The organism is Micromonospora sp. NPDC093243 (genome assembly GCF_044753725.1).
Classification (GTDB): domain Bacteria; phylum Actinomycetota; class Actinomycetes; order Mycobacteriales; family Micromonosporaceae; genus Micromonospora.
In genome coordinates, this window is record NZ_JBIVNT010000018.1 from 1 (window position 1) to 21,356 (window position 21,356).

The following is a 21,356-nucleotide window of genomic DNA, read 5'->3' on the forward strand; positions in this document are numbered from 1 at the left end:
TTCCGATGGATGTCGAAGCCAAACGATGACCGCAGCAGTAGATCGATCTCTGGGGTGTTCCGGATCAGGTCAAGCAGCTGATCACTTGAGGTCATTGCATGGACGCTAGCGAGTGCCGCTGACACGTCAGTGCCATGGCGAACAGCGAACCGGTGTCTGGTGGGCGACTCCGTGGATGGCGGACTCAACATCTCCTACCGATGTCAGACCGTGCCTGCACCCGAGCCATCGCAAGTCATTCTGAAACCACCACTAAGTAAAGGCGCCGATCGATTAAGCCACGGCCGGGCGGTGAGGCGTAGGCCAGGAACACCGCGACCTGACTGTTCTCGATCCGGCCCGCGGTACCGGTGTAGCGCCGCTGTACACCGACTGCGGCGTAGCCCTTCTTGACGAAGCCGGTCCCATCGAGGATCAGGACTCCGTCGGCATGGCTGAGTCGCTCCAGGAGCTGCTCCATCCATTGCCTCGGGTCGTCGAGGTAGGACAACCCCAAGCATAAACGTTCCCACCAAGCATTGCTTCCGCATCAGGAGCTACTCCTTGATCAGAAGTTGCAGCGGTCGTCTCACGCCCACCAGACCCTCAGCTAGCGCGATCCCGGCCGAAGCTCTCGCGGTTGTCTCGCCTCCAACAGCCGCTGGGAACGCGGGCTCGAAGCGACTTCACCCTTTCCGGGTGATGCAGAGGCACTCCAGGCTAAACGATGCTTGGGTCCTGGTAGGACCCCGTGGGCAAGACGAGGAGGCCGGATGCCGATGCTGGATCCCACTACGGAGTACTTTGAAGGGCTCGGTCGGCGTGGGCATGAGCGCCGGCTTGAGGCTGTGTCGGGAATCCTACGTTTCGATCTACGGCGAGACCATGGGACCGATCACTGGCTCGTTGCCATTGAAAAGGGTAACGTTACCGTATCACGGGAGTGTAATCCGGCGGATTTGATCCTCCGGGCCGACGGGGGAGTCTTCGACCTTATCGCCAGCGGCGTTACGCATCCGGTCGCGGCTTGGCTGCGTAATGAACTCACGCTTGAGGGCGATCAACGGCTCTCGGCGCTCTTCGTCCGGACCCTTCCTGAACGGCCAGGCGTTCGGCATCGGCGACGACCGGTCGGCGAGGGAAGGGCGGCGCGGTGAGTAAGGATATCGTCAGCATCCTGGACGGCAATACTTTCGTGGTCAGCAATGGGCACGGAGATATCGATCCGTCGCCGGGGACTCCGAACGGGTTGTTCTCATTTGACACCCGGTTTCTGTCTCTATGGCGCTTAAGGGTCAACGGGGAGCGACTGCATGCGCTGTCGGTGGACGACCTGCAGTACTTTGAGGCGCGCTTCTTCCTAGTTCCAGGTGAGCCGACTCAATACGTGGACGCGAGGCTGTCGGTCATCCGTCGGCGGTCGGTCGGAGGCAGCTTTGATGAGGAGTTGATCGTCCTCAACCATGATGGAGAGCCTGCTGACCTAACCATTCGCCTGGAAGCTGGTAGCGACTTTGCCGATTTGTTTGATGTTAAGGATGTGCAGCCTAAGAAGGGAAAGCATTATGCTCGGGTGGAGGCCGGCGGTCTGCGTCTTGGCTACCAGCGAGAGGCGTATCGGCGCGAGACGTTTGTCTCGTCGACTGAAGTGGCCGAGATCGATAAACAGGGACTAACGTTTAGGGTTCGCGTCGAACCCCAAGGCGCTTGGGTCACCAATATTCATGTGGCGACGTTGGGGGCTGACGGTCGAGATATCCGAACTAGCCTGCAAGGATTCCCGGGTCCAGCCGTTAAAAAGATGGAGCAGGACCTCGAGCAGTGGGTTTCAAATGCGCCGCGCCTGGAATGCGAACTCGAGCCGTTGGCGATGACGTATCGGCGCAGCCTAGTCGATCTCGCCGCGTTGAGGTATAGGCCGCTGCCTACCGGAAGTCAACCCGTTCCGGCTGCAGGTTTGCCATGGTTCATGACGATCTTCGGCCGTGATAGCGCCTTTACTAGTCTGCAGGCACTGCCGTTCAGGCCAGATCTCGCCCGCACGGTCCTGCGCATGCTCGGGGTTACGCAGGGTGCCAAGGAGGATGACTTCCGCGAGGAGGAACCGGGAAAGATCGTGCATGAGTTGCGTTACGGGGAGACTGCCGCGTTCGAGGAGCAGCCACACTCGCGTTACTATGGCTCGGCCGACGCCACCCCTCTCTACGTGATCCTGCTCGACGAATATGAGCAGTGGACGGGGGACGGCGCCCTAGTGCAGGAGCTCGAGCAGGAGGCGCGAGCGGCGCTCAACTGGATTGACGAGTACGCCGACCTGATGGGCAACGGTTACGTATGGTACCAGCGGCGTAACACGATAAACGGCTTGGACAACCAGTGCTGGAAGGACTCCTGGGACTCCATCTCATACCGGGATGGTCGACTTCCTGGTTTCCCTCGCGCCACCTGCGAATTGCAGGGGTACGCCTACGACGCTAAAGTGCGCGGCGCGCGGCTGGCTCGTGAGTTCTGGAGAGATCCAAAGTATGCCGACCGGCTGGAGCGAGAAGCAGCCGAGCTTAAACGACGCTTCAATCGAGATTTCTGGATCGAGGACGGCGAATACTATGCGCTTGCACTCGACGCCGATGGCCGGCCGGTAGATGTTCTCTCCTCCAACATTGGCCACCTATTGTGGAGCGGAATCATCCCAGAAAGCCGGGCCAACAAGATCGCCGAACATCTACTCGGTCCAAGGTTGTTTTCTGGCTGGGGAGTGCGAACGCTGGCAAAGGGAGAGGGTCGATACAATCCCGTCGGCTACCACGTTGGCACCGTCTGGCCGTTCGACAATTCATTCATTGCCTGGGGGCTCCGGCGCTATGGTTTTGCTGCCGAGGCCAGCCGCATTGCCGAGGGCATGATCGATGCTGCCCAGTATTTCCAAGGGCGGTTGCCGGAGGCGTTCGGCGGGTATGATCGGGAGTTGACAAAGTATCCGGTCGAATATCCTACCGCGTGTAGCCCTCAAGCTTGGTCCACAGGTGCCCCATTGCTGCTGCTGCGGACGATGCTCGGAATGCGGCCATCGAAAGAGCAACTGCTGGTTGAGCCCCTGATGCCGGAGAAAATAGGCCGGCTGACACTGCGTGGCATTCCCGGCAGATGGGGTCGGACCGACGCTTCGTATCAGCCTGTTGATACTCACTAGTGATGACGGCGGGCCTTTGCCGATCGGCTATTGCGCGACAAGGATGCTTCCCGTCGATGAATTTGTTTCAGTCGGAGGGAGGGTGAGGATGAAATGTCGGCAATCTTGACAGCCCTGCCATCCGAGGGAGGGTACGGCCTGGATTACTGACGATTGCTGCTGAATGGATGAGGGATCCTCAGCGAGAGCCGGCAGGGGTGTTGCGGGCAGAGTCGGCTTGCCGGCGGTGCGGGGCTACCTGGCGTAGACATGGTGCGGTCGCCGATCTCGGTGTGGGCGAGTGGTAGGTGGCCCTCGGCAGCCCGTTGCTCTGCCCGTCAGCCGGCGGGATCCTACGAGGTCATCCCCGTTGATCAGAGCCAGAGCCGCTCGGCACATTCAGCAATCGCCGGCGACGTGCACGGCGGCTTCGAAAATGGGCGGCGTGACCATCTGTGGTTGTAGACCCCATTGAGGCGCCTTTGCCCCGAATGTCGGCCGTCACGCTCGACCGTCCTGACGGCCGACCGGTATCATCGGGTGCGTGCTCAAGACCAGAGAAGCTGACGACGCAAGTACCGGATCCGTCTTGCCCAAGCGCGTTCCTTCACCGAAGAACGCCCGGGCTGCGGCAGCCGCTCAGACACGCGAGCGTCTCATCGAAACCGGGCTGCGGCTTGCGGAGCGAACCGGGCTCGCGGGCCTCAGTATCAATCTGCTGGTAGACGAAGCAGGCGTCTCCAAGGGCTCGTTCTTCCACCACTTTAAAGATCGAGCCAGCTACCTCCTTGCGCTGCACAGCAACTTCCATGAGCGCCTCCGTGATGAGATCCAGCGGGCGATCGACCAGATGCCACCCGGCGTTGATCGTCTGCTGGTGGCCTCTAAGACCTACCTCGACGCGTGTCTGCGGGATCGCGGTGTGCGTGCCCTGTTGCTGGAGGCCCGCGCCGAGGCGCCGATCGCCGACGCCGTGCGTTTGCGCAACGCGCAAATGGCCGAGCTCTGTGCCGCGGACTTCCGCGCGATGGGGTGGCCCCACCCACTTGACGCTGCCAGGCTGTGGGTCGGTCTTGTGGCCGAGGGAGCACTCATCGAGCTCGACGCTGGACGTCTCCACCGCAACACCCGCACTACCCTGCGATGGTTCCTGCAACGGCCGTAGTGCCTTGAGCGGCGGCTCCAAATCGCGCCTCTTCTGGGCCTCCTGACGGGCGGGTAATCCTGGCGCCTCATATGAACTTCGGCACCCCCGTCAAGCGTGTGGCGTCGGGCTACCTCAATGTGCTGTGTTGGGTGCACTGCCCTGTGCCGTCCAGAGCAGCTCGAACTCGCGCCTGCAGCAGGGCGGACGCTGGGACGAGAGCCGAACATCGCCTAAGTTGTCCTATAAGTCGGTGCCGCGGCGACCGGTATGTGGTGGCGGGGTTGGTAGCGGTTCTTGTCGCGGAGCACGGCTAACTGGACGTTGCAGCCGCATCCGACGAGGCAGATAAGGGCGGCGCTGTCTTCGGGCTTTCGGTGCCTGTGCTGTCATAGTAGGTGCGGCTGCCGGTGGGACGGCGAACGTATACAGAAGATTGGGCATTCGAGGTCTTTGTTGCCGTTTGGGATTGGGTAGTCGCCGCGGGTGCTGCTTGCCGGGGCGGCGGGTGTCGGGGAGAGGTTGGCGTGGGCGGCGAGGTATCCGAAGGCTGGAAGGCGGTGCCGTCGCCGACTTCTTGCAGGATCCCGGTGCGAGCCGTATGGACGACCGACCGGTCGGTCTGCTAAGCTGTTTCCTGGCATTGTTAGGAGACACGCGGAATGAGCATCCCGGAACCGATCTGGCCAGTCGTCGCACTAGCCATCCTTCAGCTCGCTGACGCTGTACTTTGTGTCAAGCCAGTCGAGTTTGTCCGTCAGTGTCTGAAGGACGTTGCCTTTCCTGAACGCTTCTGGCCGGTCCTTGCCCCTTTGAAGGCAGGCGCTGCAGGCGGACTGCTTCTCGGTATCTTCATCCCGTACCTGGGCTTGGCCACTGCCTCCGCGCTAGTGACCTACTTTGCGGTAGCCGTAGCTCTGCACGTCCGCCAGCGTGACTTCGGTAGAAACTTCACGAATGCCACCGGCATGCTGGCCATCTGTGTAGCTGTCACATGGTGGTCGTTCCTTCGGTGACACCTGTGGGTCCTGCACAGCGATGGCGGGATCATCGCAGGTCATCAAGGAGGCGGGCCTCGCTGGAGGCTGCGAACGCACTCTTACGTTGCGTGACCCTGCCGGATCGGTGTGGGCCGTCGAAGACGCGCACGAAGCGGTTGCGCCAGTGGACCCGCGGACGAAACGTGGGACCGGATCCTGTTCCGCGAGAAATCGCCAAGACCTGTGGATCGGGAAGTTGCGGTCCCGCCAGGTGTCGGTGGGGTCGTTCGACGAGTCGACCGTCGACGAAGACGGCGGTGGCGCAGACCAGGGCGAAGAGGTGTGGGCGTAGACCGCCCACCGGCCGTTTTTGAGCAGCCGCGATGAGTTCGAACGCCGTCACCAGGCCAGCGGCGCGGATGCCGGGCGCGTGCAACGGTGACCCGGCTGCGGTGCCGCACGGTGGTGAAGGTCGACCCGAATCCGGGTTCGAGGTGCGAAGGTGCGCCTAAATAGCCGACAAACCGGCCGTGTCCTCCTTCGACTGTCAAGCGGCACTCGTCCGCCAGCTCATCTGCGAGCAACAGGCGGCGCGCGGAACGCGGCATATGGGGATACCTCGGGGTGGCTCTGGCGAGGCGTCCCGGCAGGCACGCCCCGGGCCGGCCCCCGCTGTGCCAGGAAGTACGTCGGTCCGGACAACTAACGTCGGGCACCCGCAGCAGTGATCCGGCGCGAGGTGTCCCAACAGTTTGACTAGGAAGGGCGTGGACCGGGTGGATGACGGCGAGAAGTACGCACTGTTGACGTTCCTGGAGGCGCAACGTGCCAGCGTTCTTTCGATCATTGACGGCCTCGAAAACGGGGCCTTGACAACCGCCGTCCTGCCCTCGGGATGGACGCCGCTGGGTCTCCTGGAACACCTCGGCTACGCCGAGCGGCACTGGTTCCAGGAAATTGCCACCGGCTCCGCTGAGCCGCTGGCCTGGCCCGACGACGACCACATGCCGCTTACCACCCCACGAGCACCGTCGGTGGTCTTCGCGTTCTACCGCGCGCAGTGTGAGCGATCCAACGCCGTCCTTGCCTCTATGCCGCTGTCTGCGCCTGCCCGAGGGCGTCACCCAGGTCCGCTCGGTAAGGAGGTCACCGACCTGCGTCGCATCGCTCTCCACATGATCGAGGAGACCGCACGTCATGCGGGTCACCTCGACATCGTGCGCGAGTTGATCGATGGAGAGACGGGGCTCGGGCCTCGATAGCTAACTCCCTCCACCGGCGCTGCGCGAATTGCTGCATCCGCCATGCGGCATGCCCGGATGTGTGCACCGGGACGTTCACCCTCGTCGCCGGGATCAGGCCGGCTCTGACGAGATGATTTGCCCAGGCGCTCTACTGGGAAAGTGAAGGCGGACAGTCGTCAGCTTACCCGCCGGCTGCGCACCCGCCTGCCGCCGCGACTATCCCTGAGCCACCCGCATTGGCCAACGTTTCATACATTGCGCGCCTAACACGAAATCGCCCTGACTTGGTGGCAACCAACCTGGGCAACGCCATCAAGCAGTGGCGACATGCCACCTAGATGGGTCAGACAGTTGTGCGTGCTGGAGCGGCAAGAAACGCACCAACTCGGGTGACAAGGATTGCCATCTCGTAGGCGATGAGATGGGGCTCGACATCTTCAGTTGCAAGCACTGCAAGGCAGGCCCCATCTCCCGCGGCACTGACAAAAAGAAATGCAGACCGCATTTCAATAATGGTTTGCCGAACGACATCGTCTCCAAACTTCGCCCCAGCAGCCTTGGCGAGGCTGTGCACCCCCGCGGCCGTCGCGGCGAGGTGGTCGGCATCGTCGGAGCCGAGCAGCCTACTCGAGGCCAACAGCAGACCGTCCGCCGTCAGGACGACGGCATGCTGCGCCTGCTTGACTCGGCCAACCAGCTCGTCCACGAGCCAAGCAAGGCTGCTACCGACTCCGTCTTCCGTCATTCCTAACCTCGGCCTCTCACACCGGTCGTGATCGTAGAGTTGCGGCGAGCCAGCAAACATGGCGAGGCAGCTGCCATGTAAGGAAACCGCCAGTTGTCAGGAGTTAAGGCTCTAAGGCCTCCCGCGTGATAGGCAACACGCGGGGGCGGTTTGCCCATTGGCCCAAGGGTTCGTCCGTCGATGTTGAGGGCCACGGAATGCCACGTCAGCTCGCCCTGCGTCGGGGAAAGCAGTTGAGACCACAGCGCCCGGCAAATTGACCAGCCCCTCAGGCAGAACAGTGGTAATCGTGACCTGATGGGTCGGCTGCACCCACGTTCCCAACCCGATATGCGGTTCGACATCACTGCAATCTCACCGCCATGCAACCATTCGCGCCGACAACGTTTCCTAGCTCTCGGTGGCCACAGAAGCAACGCGATACGGTCCGGGGGAGTCACCGGAAATATGACCGCCAGATAACCCTGAATTACCAGCATCCCGACCACTGCGGCGGGGGACAGCCGACTCCAGCACCTCGCCGCGATTCGCGTCGAGTTCAACCGCGCCGGCTATCGATAGCTGAGTCGCCGCGACCATCCGGACCGCCCGCTCGTGCAACTCCTGCGGGAGCGGCTTCGTTCACTGCCAGCTCTCGATCCTTTCGAGCGGGGAAGAATCTACAAAGGCCGGGGCGGCTCATTGTGCACCGACCCCGCAGTTCGTCGAGAAGATCGTCGACGTCGTCGGTCTGTACCACCACCTGCCCGTACAGGCCGTCGCGCTGTGCGTTGACGAGAAATCCCAATCCGGGCCCTGGACCGCTCGCGGCCAGTGCTGCCGATGACGATCCGGCATATCCGGGCGGCGCATGACGACTACCCCCGAAACCGCATTCCCGGCCTATTCACTGCATTCAACGCTGCCGGCACAATAGGTCCGACGCTCAACATTATTTACTGCCAGGTGGTATCGTATGGCTGTTAACCGTCCAACGATTTCGGCCAGAACGTTGTTGGTCGAAGGGCTCCCTGCGTGCTTGGTAAATTTGGTTTAGTGGTAGGGGCGAGGAGCGTGATGGAGAGGGCGATAGAACCCTTCCACCAGATGCCTTCCGCACTTCTAGTAGCGATAAGTACGTCTCCATCTGCACGCTATGGGCCGTGTTCAAGTGGAAACCTCCTGACCCGACAGAGGAGCACGGCGAGAGCAGGCGAGTCTGCACGACCCGCCCGCCCTCAGCGGCAGCGCTGCCCCTATCATCGAGAGCCTCACGAGTGACCGGACCGATCCGTTGGCACGCAAATCGCACATCGGTGAACTCAAGCAGCGCGCCCCGCCCGCCAGGCAAGTAGGCGTTAATATCCTGGCGGAACCGGCTTTGTTCTGCCGACGGAACCAGCCGGGCAACGTCAACGCACTGATCACCGTAACAACCGCAAAGCTGCCAATTCCACTTGACCAGGTGCCGGAGGCGGGCTGGTCCGGCCGTCCTCCCTCTGCAGGAGAACGACCAACCAGTCATCTCAGGCTAAGGTCGAGCGAATTGCATTGCTCCGGAACGCACCCCTCAGCAAGAGGCTAGGCCCCATGACTGGAGCGATCCGACGCTACGCTGGTGCAAGGTGCCGTAGCTATAACCCGGAACCGCGTAGCAACCACCCCAATTGCCGCCGATGTGGGCCTTGAAGCGGGGGGAAGTGCCCCCACCGCAATTGCGGTATCCGACATACTGAGTGCCGTTACTCAAATAACTGCTCGCCCCACAAGGGTCCGCTTGAGCGGGGGAGGCTGGGAGAGCAATCACCGCTGCGGTTGAGATGGCAAGGACAACAAGGCCAGCAGCACCACGTTTCAACGAATAACCCCTTTCACGACGAGACAGTGGGCTTCCCGGCCTCTGTCTCAAATCACATCGACCTGAGACCTTAGCCTGGCATCAGGTATCACAGGGGCATCATTTATTGATCATTGCCGTCCCGGGCGTGAACAATGCGCCTTTCCAGGTAACGGTTCGCTGCGATGTGTGAGGGTCGGCCGCGCGTCGGCGGCACGCTGGGCAGACACCGACCGAACCCGGATATGGGTGACGCTCCAGCGGCATTGGCGCCAGTATGCGCAGAATAACGGGTATCCTTCGCCTTTGGGCCGGCGACGACGGCGAGGGCGCCAAGTTCTGCCTGGCGGTGTTAACCGGAATCGAGAACCGGGGCGTCGAGGACGTGTGGATCGCCGTCTGCGACGGCTTGAAGGGCCTGATGAAATCAGCATTGTCTAACCCCAGACCGCGCTTTTCCATCGCGATTCGGCTGGGTATGGTGCGCGGAATGCTCTGTCGACATAAGACGGCACTGGATACGCTTGCCTCCTGGCCGTGTTCAACGGCTCGAATGACGAAGTGTGGATCCGACGCTGCTTGTGGCCGCCGTCAATCAGAGCTTTTGCGGAGGCACGCGCCCTACGCGCCGGCGTCGAAAATTGCACGGATTGCAATATGCCTATACCCAGCAGACAACATCGGTGGAGGCCAGAGTAGAACAAATCGGCGAAAAGCCGTCAGTCTGCTGTAGATCAGCGAAGTTCGGACGCGTACTTCGAGATGCTCGCCCACCAGAACCCAAGCTGCCCCAGGCCCGGTTGCCAGCAGGGAAGACGCACAGGGTGAAGGCCAGTTCGCCGCCCGCGGTGGCGGTGTAGGGCCGGTGGTGATTCGGCCCGGTCCGCCTGGCCGGACAGGTCGATCGCCGTAGTTAGGAGCGTGAGCGCCTTTCATGGTCCCCGAGGCAGAGGTTTATCTGAGCAGGATGTGTCGCATGGCGGCCTGGTTTGTTGGGTCGCGGCCGTCTCGGCGGCGGCCAGTGCCGCCGAGACGGCCCCCGAACCATTTAGCGAGGCGGCCGCGCTGCCACAGGTATCCGCGCAGCCAGTCCGTGAGCGACCAATTCACCTGACGCGGCCCCTGATCGGCGGCATGATGAATCGTCGTCAGTAGGTTCTGCCGCTCGACATCCAGCCAGGCGAGCCTCCGCCTTCTGCGCGACATCGAGGCGGTCGCCGCCAACATTGGGCAGCCGCACCATCTGCGGACACAGCTCACGCGCCGCACCGCCTACCGCGGTTAGGTACCAGCGGTAAAGACGGTCGAGAGCCGAGACGCGCTCGTCGGCGCTGTGTTGTGCCGTGGCCCGGTAGATGGCATACCGGCGGAGCAGGTCGTGGAAGGCGAACCGGTTCTGGGCGTGCTCGTCGATTAGATGCGCTGCGGCGAGCCGGTCAAGCAGTGGCTGCACCTCGGCGAGCCCTGTGCCGCTCAGCGCCGCTGCAGCCGCGGCCGAAAAATCGACGCCAGGCACCAGACCGAGTAGCCGGAACAGCCGCTGCGCGGCCGGCGGCACCGTCTCATAGGACAAGTCGAAGGCGACCTGGACGGAGGCTTCCTCATCCTCGTCGGCGGCGAGCGCAACGAGCCACTTTGCGGTACGCAGCTCCGCGACGAGGTCGGCAACGCGCCGGTACGGCTGCTGCGTCAGGCGCGCAGTCGCGATGCGTATTGCAAGCGGCAGGTACGCAGTCAGGCTGACCAGCTCGGCTACCGCCTCCGGCTCATCCCGGACCCGGCCCTCGCCAAGGAGCCCGGCCACCAAAGTTCCCGCCTCGTCCGGAGTGAGCACGTCCAGGGTGAGGCGGCGGACGCCTTCCCGGGCGACCAGCCCGGTGAGCCGTTCCCGGCTGGTGATGAGAACCGCGCAGCCGGGGCCGCCGGGCAACAGGGGACGCACGTCTGCCGCGGAGCGTGTGTTGTCCAGCAGCACCAACATGCGTTTGCCAGCCGTCAATGAACGGTACATGGCGGCTGCTCCGGCGACATCCATCGGCACATGTTCCGGCTGTACGCCCAGCGAGCGCAATAGCACGCCCAGCGCCTCGATTTGGCGCATCCGTGGTGCCGGTGCATATCCGCGCAGGTCGATGTAAAGCTGACCGTCCGGGAACTGGCTCGCCACTCGGTGCGCCCAGTGCACCGCGAGCGATGTCTTGCCCACTCCGGCCTTGCCTACGATCGCCAAGGTCACCATCGGCGCAGTGGCCTTGCCTGCCTCAGGAAGCAGCCGGTCGAGCTCGGTCAACGCGTGTCGCCGGCCGCAGAACATGGCTACATCCGCCGGGAGCTCTTGGGGCACCGCTGCCGGCCGCAGGGTGACGAACGTGGACCCACCCGCAGGCGACACCAGGGGGAGCGAGTCATCCTCGCGGAGCATCGCCTCGTGCAGCATGCGCAGCCGCTCGCCAGGCTCTACCCCGACCTGTTCGGCAAGCAGGTTGCGCACCCGTTGATGCGCGTGCAGCGCCTCCGCGCGTCGCCCGGACCGGTACAACGCCAGCGTGAGCAGCGCATGCAGGCCCTCCCGGTACGGGTACGCGCCGGTGAGGTCGGTCAGCTCGGGCACCAGCTCTCCATGCCGGCCCAGGTCAAGGTCCAGCTGCAGACGGCGTTCCAGCGTGCTCAGCCGCCGCTCCTCGATATGCACGGCGGCGGCCTGGAGTAGAGGGGTGGTCAGCCCGTCCAGGGCCGGGCCGCGCCACAACCTCAGCGCCGCGCGGAGGACAATGCTCGCCTCGCGCAGGTTGCCACTGGCTGCAAGGCCGTCGGCGCGGCGGATCTCCTCGTCGAACCGTCGCAAATCGAGTTCCCAGTCGTTGAGGCTTAGCCAGTATCCCGATCCTCTGGTGACAATTAGCTCGCTCTCCGGGTGCGGGGTGCGCAGCAAGCGGCGCAGCACTCCAACCCGGTTCTGCACCTGGACACGCGCACTGCTCGGCGGGTCGTCTCCCCATGCCGCGTCGATCAACCGGCGGATCGAGACCACCCTGTCAGCATCGAGGAGCAGAGCGGCCAAGATGCACTGGTTGCGAATACCACCGAGTGCCACGGTACCTTCCCGGGCGCATACCTCGACCGGGCCGAGTATCGCGAATGCTTTGACTGTCATTCGTTACCCCGCATCAGACTATCCTGCAACCTACTGAAGGTTCCCGCGGACCGGTCGACGTGTGGCGTCGTCGGCGATTGTGGCGGTCGTGGTCTTATAGGTGACATACGCATCAGTCGTGACGATGACGCCCAGGGCCAGCGCCAACACGCCCACGATTAGGGAACGAGTCGGATTCCAGATAAGCCTATTTGGCACGCAAACTCCAGATGGAAGTAGCGATGCAGTTTGCACAGAATTAGCGGGCGGCAGCGGCAGCCGCCATGGGGTGTAAATTTGAAGTATTGCTCGTCGGGTAATCGGACTATAAAACGGGTGCTGGCGGGTCCGCGCAACCGCCGGGACTGATTCGGCCCGCCAGGCCACGATTTTTTTTGACTTTCGTGCCTAGCCTGCAGTCAGAGACCAAGGCGCTCCCGGGGCGTGAAACGCCAACCGACGCTGCCCGACTGCGCCTCGCATGGATTCCGATACCGATAGGTTTTCATCGTGGCCCTTCTCGATGCGGCTAGCGGTTCTACCACCCGGCATATCGGCACGGACCATGTCCGCGCGTGACGTGTGTTAACAGATATGATGACCGGCCGGTCGGTCGGCGCGCAAGGGGGCCGCCAGCCGCCTGCGCCGCGAGCTGATCACCAGGGGAGTAGTCGCCACCGCTAGCTTGATCTTTGGCCCGCTCGGCGTGACCTCCCTCGGGTTATTCGAGGCGTTCGTCTTCTTTCCGCGGCTGCTCGGCTCAGGCGCGCCCCGTAACCTCGGCGTCCGTCTGATGAGGACGGTCAACGAGGATGCCCGGAATGCAGGTGACCTCGGCAGCGCCCCGACTTGATCTTCCCGTTCACCGGCTGGCAGCCGTCCCAGTGCCTGCATGGTCCGCCTGGTCGCCGAGCACGGCGGGAACGCGAGTAGATCCGTTCTGGTCCGACACCACGGACGTTGGGTAGACGCGGGTGATTTGAGGCACGGGTGAGTCGCGGACCTCGGCCCGCAGTTACGTGCAGGTTGGTGCGGTCCGGGCGTACCACGCGGGACAGCTCACCTACGACCAGCTCGGGCACCTGGCCGGCGAGATGGGCCGTCGACAGCAACGGTGTGGTGAGCGATCTCCAGAACTCGCTCACCGACGGGCAGATCAACAACCTCGCCGGTAACGCGTTTCAAGTGGGATGTGGCAGCATGGCTCAGTGAGCAGGGACTGAACGTCGTCACGGACAAGGAGAACCCGGCCGCGCTGACCTTCTGGACGAGGATCTGATCCCGCTACCCGGCATGACCGGCGACTTGGCGGACATGGCCCTCTACGCCGGCCAATCGGTCGAGCTCATCCGGGCAGTCCGACCAGCGGGCCGACTCATCCACGAACTCACGGCCCAGGCCGTCAACGCCATCGAGCAGATGCGCCGGACGACCCAAACGGCGGACGGGGCTCCGTAACCTGGTCGTGCTGTTCGACGTCGACGGGTACTGGTCGAATCCGACTCCGCATATCGCTGCATCTGGGAGCGCTGGGCACTGCACCACAGCTTCCACCCGACGTTCGTCTGGACTCATACCCACGGCCGCAGGCCGATCGACATTATCGCAATCGTTGCTCCACAACTCGACACCGAAGCTGAATAGGCGGCATACGCGCGACTCGCACGAAATCGGCAAGAACCTCAACGTTTCGTAACCCAGTGGACGCGCTGCTCGGGCAACCGGAATGTTGGTCAGCCCGCGAGGGCGATTTGTGCGGATGGGCGATGTCGGATGCGGCGTCGGTCAATGTGCGGGCGGCGGGGCGGCAGTCGCGGAGGACCTTCCCGCACTTAAGCCTGGCCAGAGCGTGTTCGACCTGCACGCACCGTGCGGTGCCGCTATTTTAGGTCGGCCTTCCCGCCGGGTAGCTCGCCGCCGTCGCGGGGGTTGGGGGATGATCATTGCCGGTGCCGCGGTAGCCTCCGTCAGCCATGACCGGCCGCCTGGACAGCTTCTCGGCGATCCCGCTGGTGCGGCAGACGATGGTGTCGTTGCGGTTGCCCGGCTGCAGGGTCACCAACGCGATCATCAGGCGGATGCTCGCGTCGATGGCGACCTGCAAGTTTGTCGAGTAGCGGTAATTCTTACTCGGCGCGGCCAGCCGGTGCCGAGTGGGAATGAGAGTGCCGTCGACGATCGCGATCGGATCGACCGGGCGCTGGCTTAGTCGACCGCGAGGCGGACAGGTCGGAGTTGGGAGCAGGTCCACCCTGAACCGAAGTCTCTTGTCCCGGGAGTGAGGGACACGTTCAGCCCTGCAAGTTCTCCATCGTCTGCAACCTCTCCAGCGCCATCGTATATAGGCCGATTTTGATTGACTTGAGCACGTCGCCAGCGTTGCTGGCCTGGCAGGCCGCGATCTCCGTCGCGATGTCTTGGACATCGCTCTCTGGCACTGCCCGGTCGACGATCGCTGCGGCGAGGGCTTCCGAACCCCCGTAGCGGCGTGCCGTCGTCATCGCCTCATGCGCGGTCTGTGGGCTCAGCCGAGCCTGAATCAGAGCCAACATTCCCGGTGTGAATGGCAAACCGAGCTTAACTTCCGGTAGGCACCAGAAGCCGCGATCCACGCGCATTACACGGACGTCGTGGGCAAGCGAGAGCATTGCCCCCGCAGCGAAGGCATGCCCCTGTACTGCCGCAACGGTGATTAGCGGGAGCGAGAGTATCCGCGCGAACAAGTGATGCACAGAGTTTAAGTATTCGCGCCTCTTGTTCGCGTTGGCAAAGAGCCAGTCGAGGTCTAGGCCGTTTGAGAAGAACTTGCCCTCCGCCACAGTCACCAACGCGCGGGCGCCAGCGGACTGCTCCACCTCGTTTAGTGCGGTGTTGACAGAGGTGATCCAATCGGGATGGAAGCGGTTCTCGTTGTCGCCGAGACCGAGAACGAACACGTCGTTTCGACGGGTAAGGGTGGGCATGGTACTCCTTCGTGCTGAAATGGGGTTGCCGAGGCCGGGCTTGGCGCCGTCGATGCTGTCGGCCGGAAGTTGGTTTACGCGGCAATACCAGTTCGACGCCCTACAGACCGACCGGGCGGTCGGACGCTAGCATGGTTGGTTGAGCTGCGCTAGATGTGCTGTCCCGGGACGTTGGTTACGGGAAGGACAAGGTCCTCATAGCGGACGCTACTGCACCGCTAACGCCAACCGGGGCTGCGTCTGGCTAGGTGCATCGTCGCCGACGACTGACCGTTGCGCCGCGCTGCCGGGCGTTTCCAAGTCAGCCCCGACCACCGCCAAACGCTGGGCTGATCGCTACTGCTCTGAGGGTGAGGCGGTCATGCTCGACCGGCCCAGCCGCTCTCACCGCTCGCCGGCACGCACCCTAGTGGCGGTGGAGCAGCACGTGTTCGACCTACCCGCCAGCACCGCATCGGTCCGGCTCGCTTGGCCGCGCGCGCCCACCGGATCCTGATCCGCCACGGCATGCCGCGACTGCTCTGCCTGGACCGGGCCACGGCGCGATCGTGCGTTACGAAACGCGATCGGCCCGGTGAACTGCTACACACCGACGTCAAGGCTCGGCCGCACCCCCAACGGCGGCGGACAACTGCGTCATCGGCAGGGGCGCCGGCACACGCAACCGCACCGGCGTCCGATACGCCTTCATCCATACCGGCGTGGACGACCACAGCCAGCTGGTCGACCAGAATCCTCACCGACGAAACCGCCGCACCTGCGCCGCCTTCCTCACCCATGCCACCGCCTGGTACGTCGCCCGCGGCGTCACCATCGAACACGTCCTGACCGACAACCCCTGGGCCTATACCAAACACACCTGGCGCCGCACCTGCGACCAGCTCGGCAATCCGCCCCCAACCCACGAAGGCCTTGCGACCGCAGACCAACGGCACGGTCGAACGATTCCACCGCACCCTCATCGAGAAATGGGCCTACCACCGCCCCTACACCAGGGAAACCGAACGCCACGACGCCCGCACCGACTGGCTCGACTGGTACAACTACCATCGACCCACACCGCGCTCGGCGGCCCACCACCCGCCAGCCGCGTCACCAACCTGTCGGGACAGCCCCGATCGGCGTGGAGTGGCGGGGGAGTGCCTATGGCGAGGGTCGTCAACGCTGACAAGGCGCCGAGGTGTCACGCGGCCGCTTCATCGTTGGCGTCGTCGTGCGAAGCGATGATGGGTCCCCATCAAGCGACAATCTCGGTAGCTGTGAGGGTCCAACGCCAGGTCGATCCGCCTTCGTCGGGGCGGTGACATCACGCTGTCCCGACGGGGTTCTCGGCAATCTCGCGACGTGGACCGCTCTGCTTCGAGAGGCATGCTAGCATCTCGTTCAAGACCGACCGGCCGGTCTACCATGCCGGTGTCACGCCAGATCGTCCGGGCGTTCGGCTGACTGCGGGGGGCCTGCACCTTACAACTGGCCCAAACAGACCGTGGTGCCACGTACCTGCGGTTGGCCGTGTGCAGCCGAGCAAACCTCGGGCACGGAGATTCCCACCACGCGTAGGAGGGCAATATGTGGAGACATCCTCCTCGGGAGCCGGCTCGTAGACCGGTGCAGCTACCGGACTCCCGGACGCTGATCCGAGGCTCTAATCCCAGATCGGCTTCGTACAACGGGCTGACGAGCCTCGAACACCGAGCCGGCAATATACCCCATATGAACTTCAGTGCCCTCCCAAGCGGTCACCTTAAGCGGCTAATCACGATAACCGCGTTCGCGCTTGTGATCGCTCTCGGTGGTTGCATCGGCAGCAATCCACCGCCAGCGGGCGAGGTGCCCACCACCACGGGCTCCGGCCTGATCGAACATACGATCATAGTGGACGGCAACCAACGTCAGTACCATCTCTATCGCCCCAGTAGCGTTCCTCCCGACAAGCCCATCCCGCTTGTCGTGATGTTGCATGGCGCGTCTGGAACGGGCGAACAAGCAGCAACGTCTTACGGATGGATGTCCCAGGCCGACCGTGGTGGCTTCCTTGTAGCATTCCCCAGTGGCCTCAAGCGGTCCTGGGCAATAACCGGTGATTGCTGCGGACCCTCTGCAACCGAAGGCGTCGACGACGTCGGGTTTGTCGTCGCGACCGTGGAGTCCATAACCCAAGCCCAGCGCGTGGACTCCGATCGAATATATGTCAGCGGTATCTCGAATGGTGGCATGCTCGCCTACCGACTCGCCTGCGAGACGTCAACCTTTGCCGCCGTGGGGGTCGTGTCCGGCACGATGCTCGGCCCGTGCCCGTCGCCGCAACCGGTTTCCGTCATCCACGTGCACGGCACCGCCGACACCACCCTGCCGTACGCCGGTGGGCCGGGCAGACGGGACAACCAAGGACGGGGTGCCAGGCCGGTAGACGCCGCTGGCCCCCCGATACCTGAGCTCAACGAGTTCTGGCGTCGCGCGGAAAGCTGCGGACCATCCCAAACCACCGGCGGTGACCCGGTTCGCATCATTTCAGCTCAATGTCCGATGGGGCGTTCGGTCGAACTACTCAGCATCGAAGGCGCCGGTCATGGGTGGCCCGGGTCGGAGGTCTCGGATCGGGCAGCTCGACTGCTGCATCTCGATCCGCCCAGTACTGCCATGAACGCTACCCAAGTCCTCTGGGAATTCTTCGAAGCGCACCCGGCAGGCACCGCCGCGAGCAGCGAGGCGCGTACGTTACCGACATCTACGGACAGCCCTCAGGATGCCCCGACCGCTAGGCCGCCGGGTTAATCATTGGTGGCGGGGTTCGTGACCTGGCCGGCGGTGCGAACCGGGTTATGAGCCGCGACGGATGGTTCGCCACGCGGTGCGCGGAGAATTGCACGCAAGATTGCGCGGTTCGCGACTCGCGTCATCCCAGTTTCCCCTTCTCCACGAGCGTCCAACTATGCGGGACTGATAGCTAGGATGGAGACCGAGGTCTGTTTGCATTAGTGCCGGTGGCCTCGCATAGACGCTCGCTTCCTCCGGTCCTTTCCGGAATGGGAGACCGCAGCAGCGTGATGGCCGGCAAAACCCGCCGCAAGGTGACCTCGGATACCTCATTGTCGCCAGTGCCTTGACGGCGACTGGTAGCCGGAGCCCTCCGGGCTGGTTGGCACGGTGTCGTGTACTACCAGTTGCTTCCCGTCCGGTGACCAGGCCAAGGGCTGGCTTCCCACGCTGTCGGCGACGTCGCTCGGTAACTGCCGGGTGCGGCCGGCGACCATGTCGATGATGTCGACCCGCGGGTCGTCGGGAAGCCCGCCCGGTTGGGCGATGTACCGGCCGTTAGGGGAGAGGATTACCTTCTCGCCGACGGGTGCCTCGTAGCCGATGGAAAGATCCGGTAGCGGTCGGAGTCGGCGCTGACTACGCCAACGATGCCATCTTCGTCGTAGCCCTGCAGGCGTTGTGCTTGGCCGCTGAAGATTACCGCCGCAGGGCCGAGGCGGGGTCGGTCGGTGGCGTTCAGGGTGCCGATCGGTGGCAGGGCGATCCGGTCGGGCAGGGCGGCGTCCGCGCCAGCCGCCGGGTTGACGGAGGGGGTATGCGCCAACGGGAGCACAGTCCCGATCAGCGCTACTAGCACGAGTGCCGCGACCGTTGCGGGCACGGTTCGGCGGCGGGAGAGGCGGGCGGTGGCCAGGGCTCGTTCGTACACGGGGTAGGTCGGGTCGTCGGCGGCGGCGGTGTGGTGTTCATAACCATGCGCAGGAAGCGGTACGACTGAGAGATGGAGTCGCGTCCACCGTTGCCACGCAGGCCGGCAGCGAGCCACTCCGGACCTGACTCGTCGTTAGATCGCGAAGCGGCACGTCGACCAACGGCACCAAATGCAGCCGCAGATTCCGTTCGCACGTCTCCCGCCATCGAACGCTAATCTTCGGGCTGTCCCGCAGGATGGCCCGCGCGTAGTTGCCGAACGTTTCCGACGCCGCACGGTCGTCCCACCAGGTGCCACTCGAAATGTCTGCCTCAAGCGGCGTCAACCAGCGGTTGGCGTCAGTCTTCGTCTTAAAGTCTGCGGCGCGGGATCCCGTGGTCAGCGAGGGTCTGACCGCGCACGTGGCGGGTGGCCGGCAGACCGTCTTGGGCTGCCGAAATGGCACCGCCCGGCGCAGTACCCGGTCTGAGCGCATCCGCGCGAGGACCTGCACGGGCACCCCTCACGCAGGGGTAACGCCAGCCGGGACGCGTCGTGGCCGGCGTTGGCCACCACCAGAAACTCCAGGTCACCGGGCCGCCACTGCCCGGTCGCGATCAGCCGCCTCACGATGTTCCGCAGCTGCCCAGCGGTGACCGTGGCCGCGTCATCACCAGGCGCCAGTCGCTGCGGCTCCAACAGCGCCGTCCACCATCGAATACGGCCAGCCGGGCATCGGGATGTGCTGGTCCTTGCCGCGGCCGTAGGTGTGACACAGGGTCCGCTGCGGTGGTCCGGCCGCTGCCAGTAGGTGGCGTCCACTGCCGGAACGAGACGTCTATCAGCCGCCCGCGGCAGCGGCACCGCCGCGAGGCAGGTGCGCAGTGTCCAGCCGCCCGCAGACGAGGGCGTCTACAACGCCCCGTAACCCCGACGGTGCTCACCCACCAGCGACAACCCCACCAACGACCGCACCGGCCGATCGCCGCACCACACCGCGTCCGTCAGCTCGAACAACCCGTCCGCCCGAGCAGCCAACCAGTCATAGAACTCTCGCCGGACCCTGTCCAACTCCCCGACGGCACCAGGCGAACAACGATCATGCACACTGGTCACCAGAACAGCCCTTGGATGTTGATGTTCTTCCCTGGATGGCACCTGAGCAGGTCACCAAGCAGGAGCGCACGCTTGCCTTAGGTATCTATGCCTTCGGCGTCGTTGCCGGCCATGGCCCTGACCGGGCGAGTTCCGTTCGGCGGCGACACCGCGGTCACCGACGTCGCACCCTGCCAACCTCCGCCACGTCGTTGCAATCGGGGATGGGATGAAGGACTCCCGGCGCAGTGGATCACCCGCCCGCGTGCGCCGCGCCCCGTTAAGGTTCTGCTCGACAGGTGACGGAACCCTGCTCGTGGCTATGGCTGCGCGCGCTTCGGCCGCCGGTCGATCTCACTTGTTTGGGCATCGTCACGATGTTACAGTCAGCTTCACCGACCGGCCGGTCGGCCTGTCCGGCAAGGTCGGTCGGGGTGGGATTGCTAGGTCACGCCACCGCTTGAGCCGGTTGAAACAGCTTTCCACGACGTTGCGTTTGCGTAGATCGCCTTGTTGAAGCCCCGGACGTCCGCCGCGATGCTCTCACCGGCAGCCCTGAAGGACTGCTGAAGCGCGTCCACGATGGTCATGCTGACCTACCGCTCACTCTCGAGCTTTACCGGCGCTATCTGCTACCTCGGCGTCGATCCGTACGCATGGACGGCGAAGGCATCAGCAACCTCGGCGTCGTCAACGAGGGTGGATGAACGCAGAAAATGTTCTCTGCGCTGCCTGACAGTGTCACCGCCTCATCCCGATTTCGGCGAAAGCGAGTAGCCCACATGTCCGTGCGTGCCTTACTCCGTACCTTCGTCCTCTCTTGCCTTGCCGTTCTTGCGGCACTGCCAACCGTTGCGGTCGCGCATGCCGCCGACCCGCGGCCCCTCTTTCAGTTGCCATTCGCCTGCGGTGAGACGTGGTGGCTAACTACCTATACTGGGCACGACGACTATGACATCGACATGTTCGCGACCAGTGGGGCCACCGACAACCGCCCCATCCTCGCCTCATTCGCCGGCACAGTGGCCGCGTCGGGTTGGGACAACTACAGCGGCAACTATGTCAAGCTCCGCCACGGAGACGACTGGGAAACCCTCTACTTGCACATGAAGTATGCCCCGATGGTGTCGGTCGGCCAGTCGGTTCGACGCGGTCAGCAACTTGGCAACGTCGGCTCGACCGGCGAATCGGGAAGTCCGCACCTGCACTATGAGCAGCGCGTCAACGGCAACAAGACACAGTCCTACTTCAACGGAGTGGCGTCGGGCATCACCCACAACGATCACTCCTACAGCGTGACGCGGACGAGCGCCAACTGCGCCAGCGGTACTGCTTCTATCTATGGGGTGTTGCCGGATGGGCGTTTGACCTACACCGCGGTCGACGCGGCCACTGGCTCGCGGCGGCAGATCCGTATC

Annotated in this window: 11 protein-coding genes and 5 pseudogenes; 9 read left to right on the top strand and 7 right to left on the bottom strand. The window is 63.7% G+C overall.

All coding sequences use genetic code 11. From position 1 onward, the window contains the following. Positions 1 to 253 precede the first annotated feature (253 nt). A pseudogene (locus ACIP9D_RS32470) lies at positions 254 to 478 on the bottom strand (transposase); the annotation flags it as partial. Positions 479 to 758: 280 nt separating this feature from the next. Between ACIP9D_RS32470 and ACIP9D_RS32475 the strand changes: the two are divergent. The 5 genes from ACIP9D_RS32475 to ACIP9D_RS32495 all read left to right on the top strand — a co-directional run bounded on the left by ACIP9D_RS32475 (position 759) and on the right by ACIP9D_RS32495 (position 6,534). Next, positions 759 to 1,136, top strand: a complete 378-nt coding sequence (locus tag ACIP9D_RS32475; RefSeq protein WP_400451391.1) for an SCP2 sterol-binding domain-containing protein — start codon at positions 759 to 761, stop codon at positions 1,134 to 1,136. Further along, positions 1,133 to 3,169, top strand: a complete 2,037-nt coding sequence (locus ACIP9D_RS32480; RefSeq protein ID WP_350877507.1) for a glycogen debranching N-terminal domain-containing protein — start codon at positions 1,133 to 1,135, stop codon at positions 3,167 to 3,169. The genes ACIP9D_RS32475 and ACIP9D_RS32480 overlap by 4 nt, the downstream gene beginning before the upstream one ends. Before the next feature lie 523 nt (positions 3,170 to 3,692). Beyond that, entirely contained in the window at positions 3,693 to 4,313 is a 621-nt protein-coding gene (locus ACIP9D_RS32485; RefSeq protein ID WP_350877505.1) for a TetR/AcrR family transcriptional regulator, read from the top strand. Between the two features lie 641 nt (positions 4,314 to 4,954). Then, positions 4,955 to 5,308: a DoxX family protein gene (locus tag ACIP9D_RS32490; protein WP_350877503.1), complete on the top strand. Its 354-nt coding sequence runs from the start codon at positions 4,955 to 4,957 to the stop codon at positions 5,306 to 5,308. 731 nt (positions 5,309 to 6,039) lie between these two features. Further along, positions 6,040 to 6,534 carry a DinB family protein gene (locus ACIP9D_RS32495; RefSeq protein WP_350877501.1) on the top strand — a complete coding sequence of 165 codons (495 nt, stop codon included), beginning with the start codon at positions 6,040 to 6,042 and terminating at the stop codon, positions 6,532 to 6,534. A gap of 325 nt (positions 6,535 to 6,859) precedes the next feature. On the opposite strand, the gene ACIP9D_RS32500 is transcribed toward ACIP9D_RS32495, so the two are convergent. Continuing rightward, positions 6,860 to 7,261 carry a roadblock/LC7 domain-containing protein gene (locus ACIP9D_RS32500; RefSeq protein WP_350877499.1) on the bottom strand — a complete coding sequence of 134 codons (402 nt, stop codon included), beginning with the start codon at positions 7,259 to 7,261 and terminating at the stop codon, positions 6,860 to 6,862. 2,111 nt (positions 7,262 to 9,372) lie between these two features. Between ACIP9D_RS32500 and ACIP9D_RS32505 the strand changes: the two are divergent. Next, positions 9,373 to 9,498: pseudogene (locus ACIP9D_RS32505) on the top strand (transposase); the annotation flags it as partial. 627 nt (positions 9,499 to 10,125) lie between these two features. Here ACIP9D_RS32505 and ACIP9D_RS32510 read toward each other — a convergent pair. The 3 genes and pseudogenes from ACIP9D_RS32510 to ACIP9D_RS32520 all read right to left on the bottom strand — a co-directional run bounded on the left by ACIP9D_RS32510 (position 10,126) and on the right by ACIP9D_RS32520 (position 15,173). Continuing rightward, positions 10,126 to 12,171 (bottom strand): BTAD domain-containing putative transcriptional regulator, encoded by a 2,046-nt coding sequence (locus tag ACIP9D_RS32510; protein WP_350877497.1) that lies wholly within the window; start codon positions 12,169 to 12,171, stop codon positions 10,126 to 10,128. 1,792 nt (positions 12,172 to 13,963) lie between these two features. Beyond that, positions 13,964 to 14,413, bottom strand: a pseudogene (locus ACIP9D_RS32515) (transposase family protein); the annotation flags it as partial. Positions 14,414 to 14,501: 88 nt separating this feature from the next. Continuing rightward, positions 14,502 to 15,173 carry an enoyl-CoA hydratase-related protein gene (locus ACIP9D_RS32520; RefSeq protein ID WP_350877534.1) on the bottom strand — a complete coding sequence of 224 codons (672 nt, stop codon included), beginning with the start codon at positions 15,171 to 15,173 and terminating at the stop codon, positions 14,502 to 14,504. 197 nt (positions 15,174 to 15,370) lie between these two features. Between ACIP9D_RS32520 and ACIP9D_RS32525 the strand changes: the two are divergent. Then, positions 15,371 to 16,285: pseudogene (locus ACIP9D_RS32525) on the top strand (IS481 family transposase); the annotation flags it as partial. A 601-nt stretch (positions 16,286 to 16,886) separates the two neighbouring features. Next, positions 16,887 to 17,948, top strand: coding sequence for an alpha/beta hydrolase family esterase (locus ACIP9D_RS32530; RefSeq protein ID WP_400451388.1), 1,062 nt, complete (start codon positions 16,887 to 16,889; stop codon positions 17,946 to 17,948). A gap of 1,294 nt (positions 17,949 to 19,242) precedes the next feature. On the opposite strand, the gene ACIP9D_RS32535 is transcribed toward ACIP9D_RS32530, so the two are convergent. Further along, a complete protein-coding gene (locus tag ACIP9D_RS32535) occupies positions 19,243 to 19,707 on the bottom strand; it encodes a hypothetical protein (RefSeq protein ID WP_400451389.1) in 465 nt (154 codons plus the stop codon). A gap of 672 nt (positions 19,708 to 20,379) precedes the next feature. After that, positions 20,380 to 20,472 (bottom strand): annotated as a pseudogene (locus ACIP9D_RS32540) (IS5/IS1182 family transposase); the annotation flags it as partial. Between the two features lie 248 nt (positions 20,473 to 20,720). On the opposite strand from ACIP9D_RS32540, the gene ACIP9D_RS32545 reads away from it, so the two are divergent. Beyond that, on the top strand, positions 20,721 to 21,356 hold a 636-nt coding region (locus tag ACIP9D_RS32545), incomplete at its 3' end, for a M23 family metallopeptidase (RefSeq protein WP_350877529.1).

Excerpts from the sequence above, each read along its gene's own strand:
- ACIP9D_RS32475 (WP_400451391.1), top strand. The coding sequence starts at position 759 with ATGCTGGATCCCACTACGGAGTACTTTGAAGGGCTCGGTCGGCGTGGG.
- ACIP9D_RS32490 (WP_350877503.1), top strand. The coding sequence starts at position 4,955 with ATGAGCATCCCGGAACCGATCTGGCCAGTCGTCGCACTAGCCATCCTT.
- ACIP9D_RS32500 (WP_350877499.1), bottom strand. The coding sequence starts at position 7,261 with ATGACGGAAGACGGAGTCGGTAGCAGCCTTGCTTGGCTCGTGGACGAG.
- ACIP9D_RS32520 (WP_350877534.1), bottom strand. The coding sequence starts at position 15,173 with ATGCCCACCCTTACCCGTCGAAACGACGTGTTCGTTCTCGGTCTCGGC.
- ACIP9D_RS32530 (WP_400451388.1), top strand. The coding sequence starts at position 16,887 with ATGAACTTCAGTGCCCTCCCAAGCGGTCACCTTAAGCGGCTAATCACG.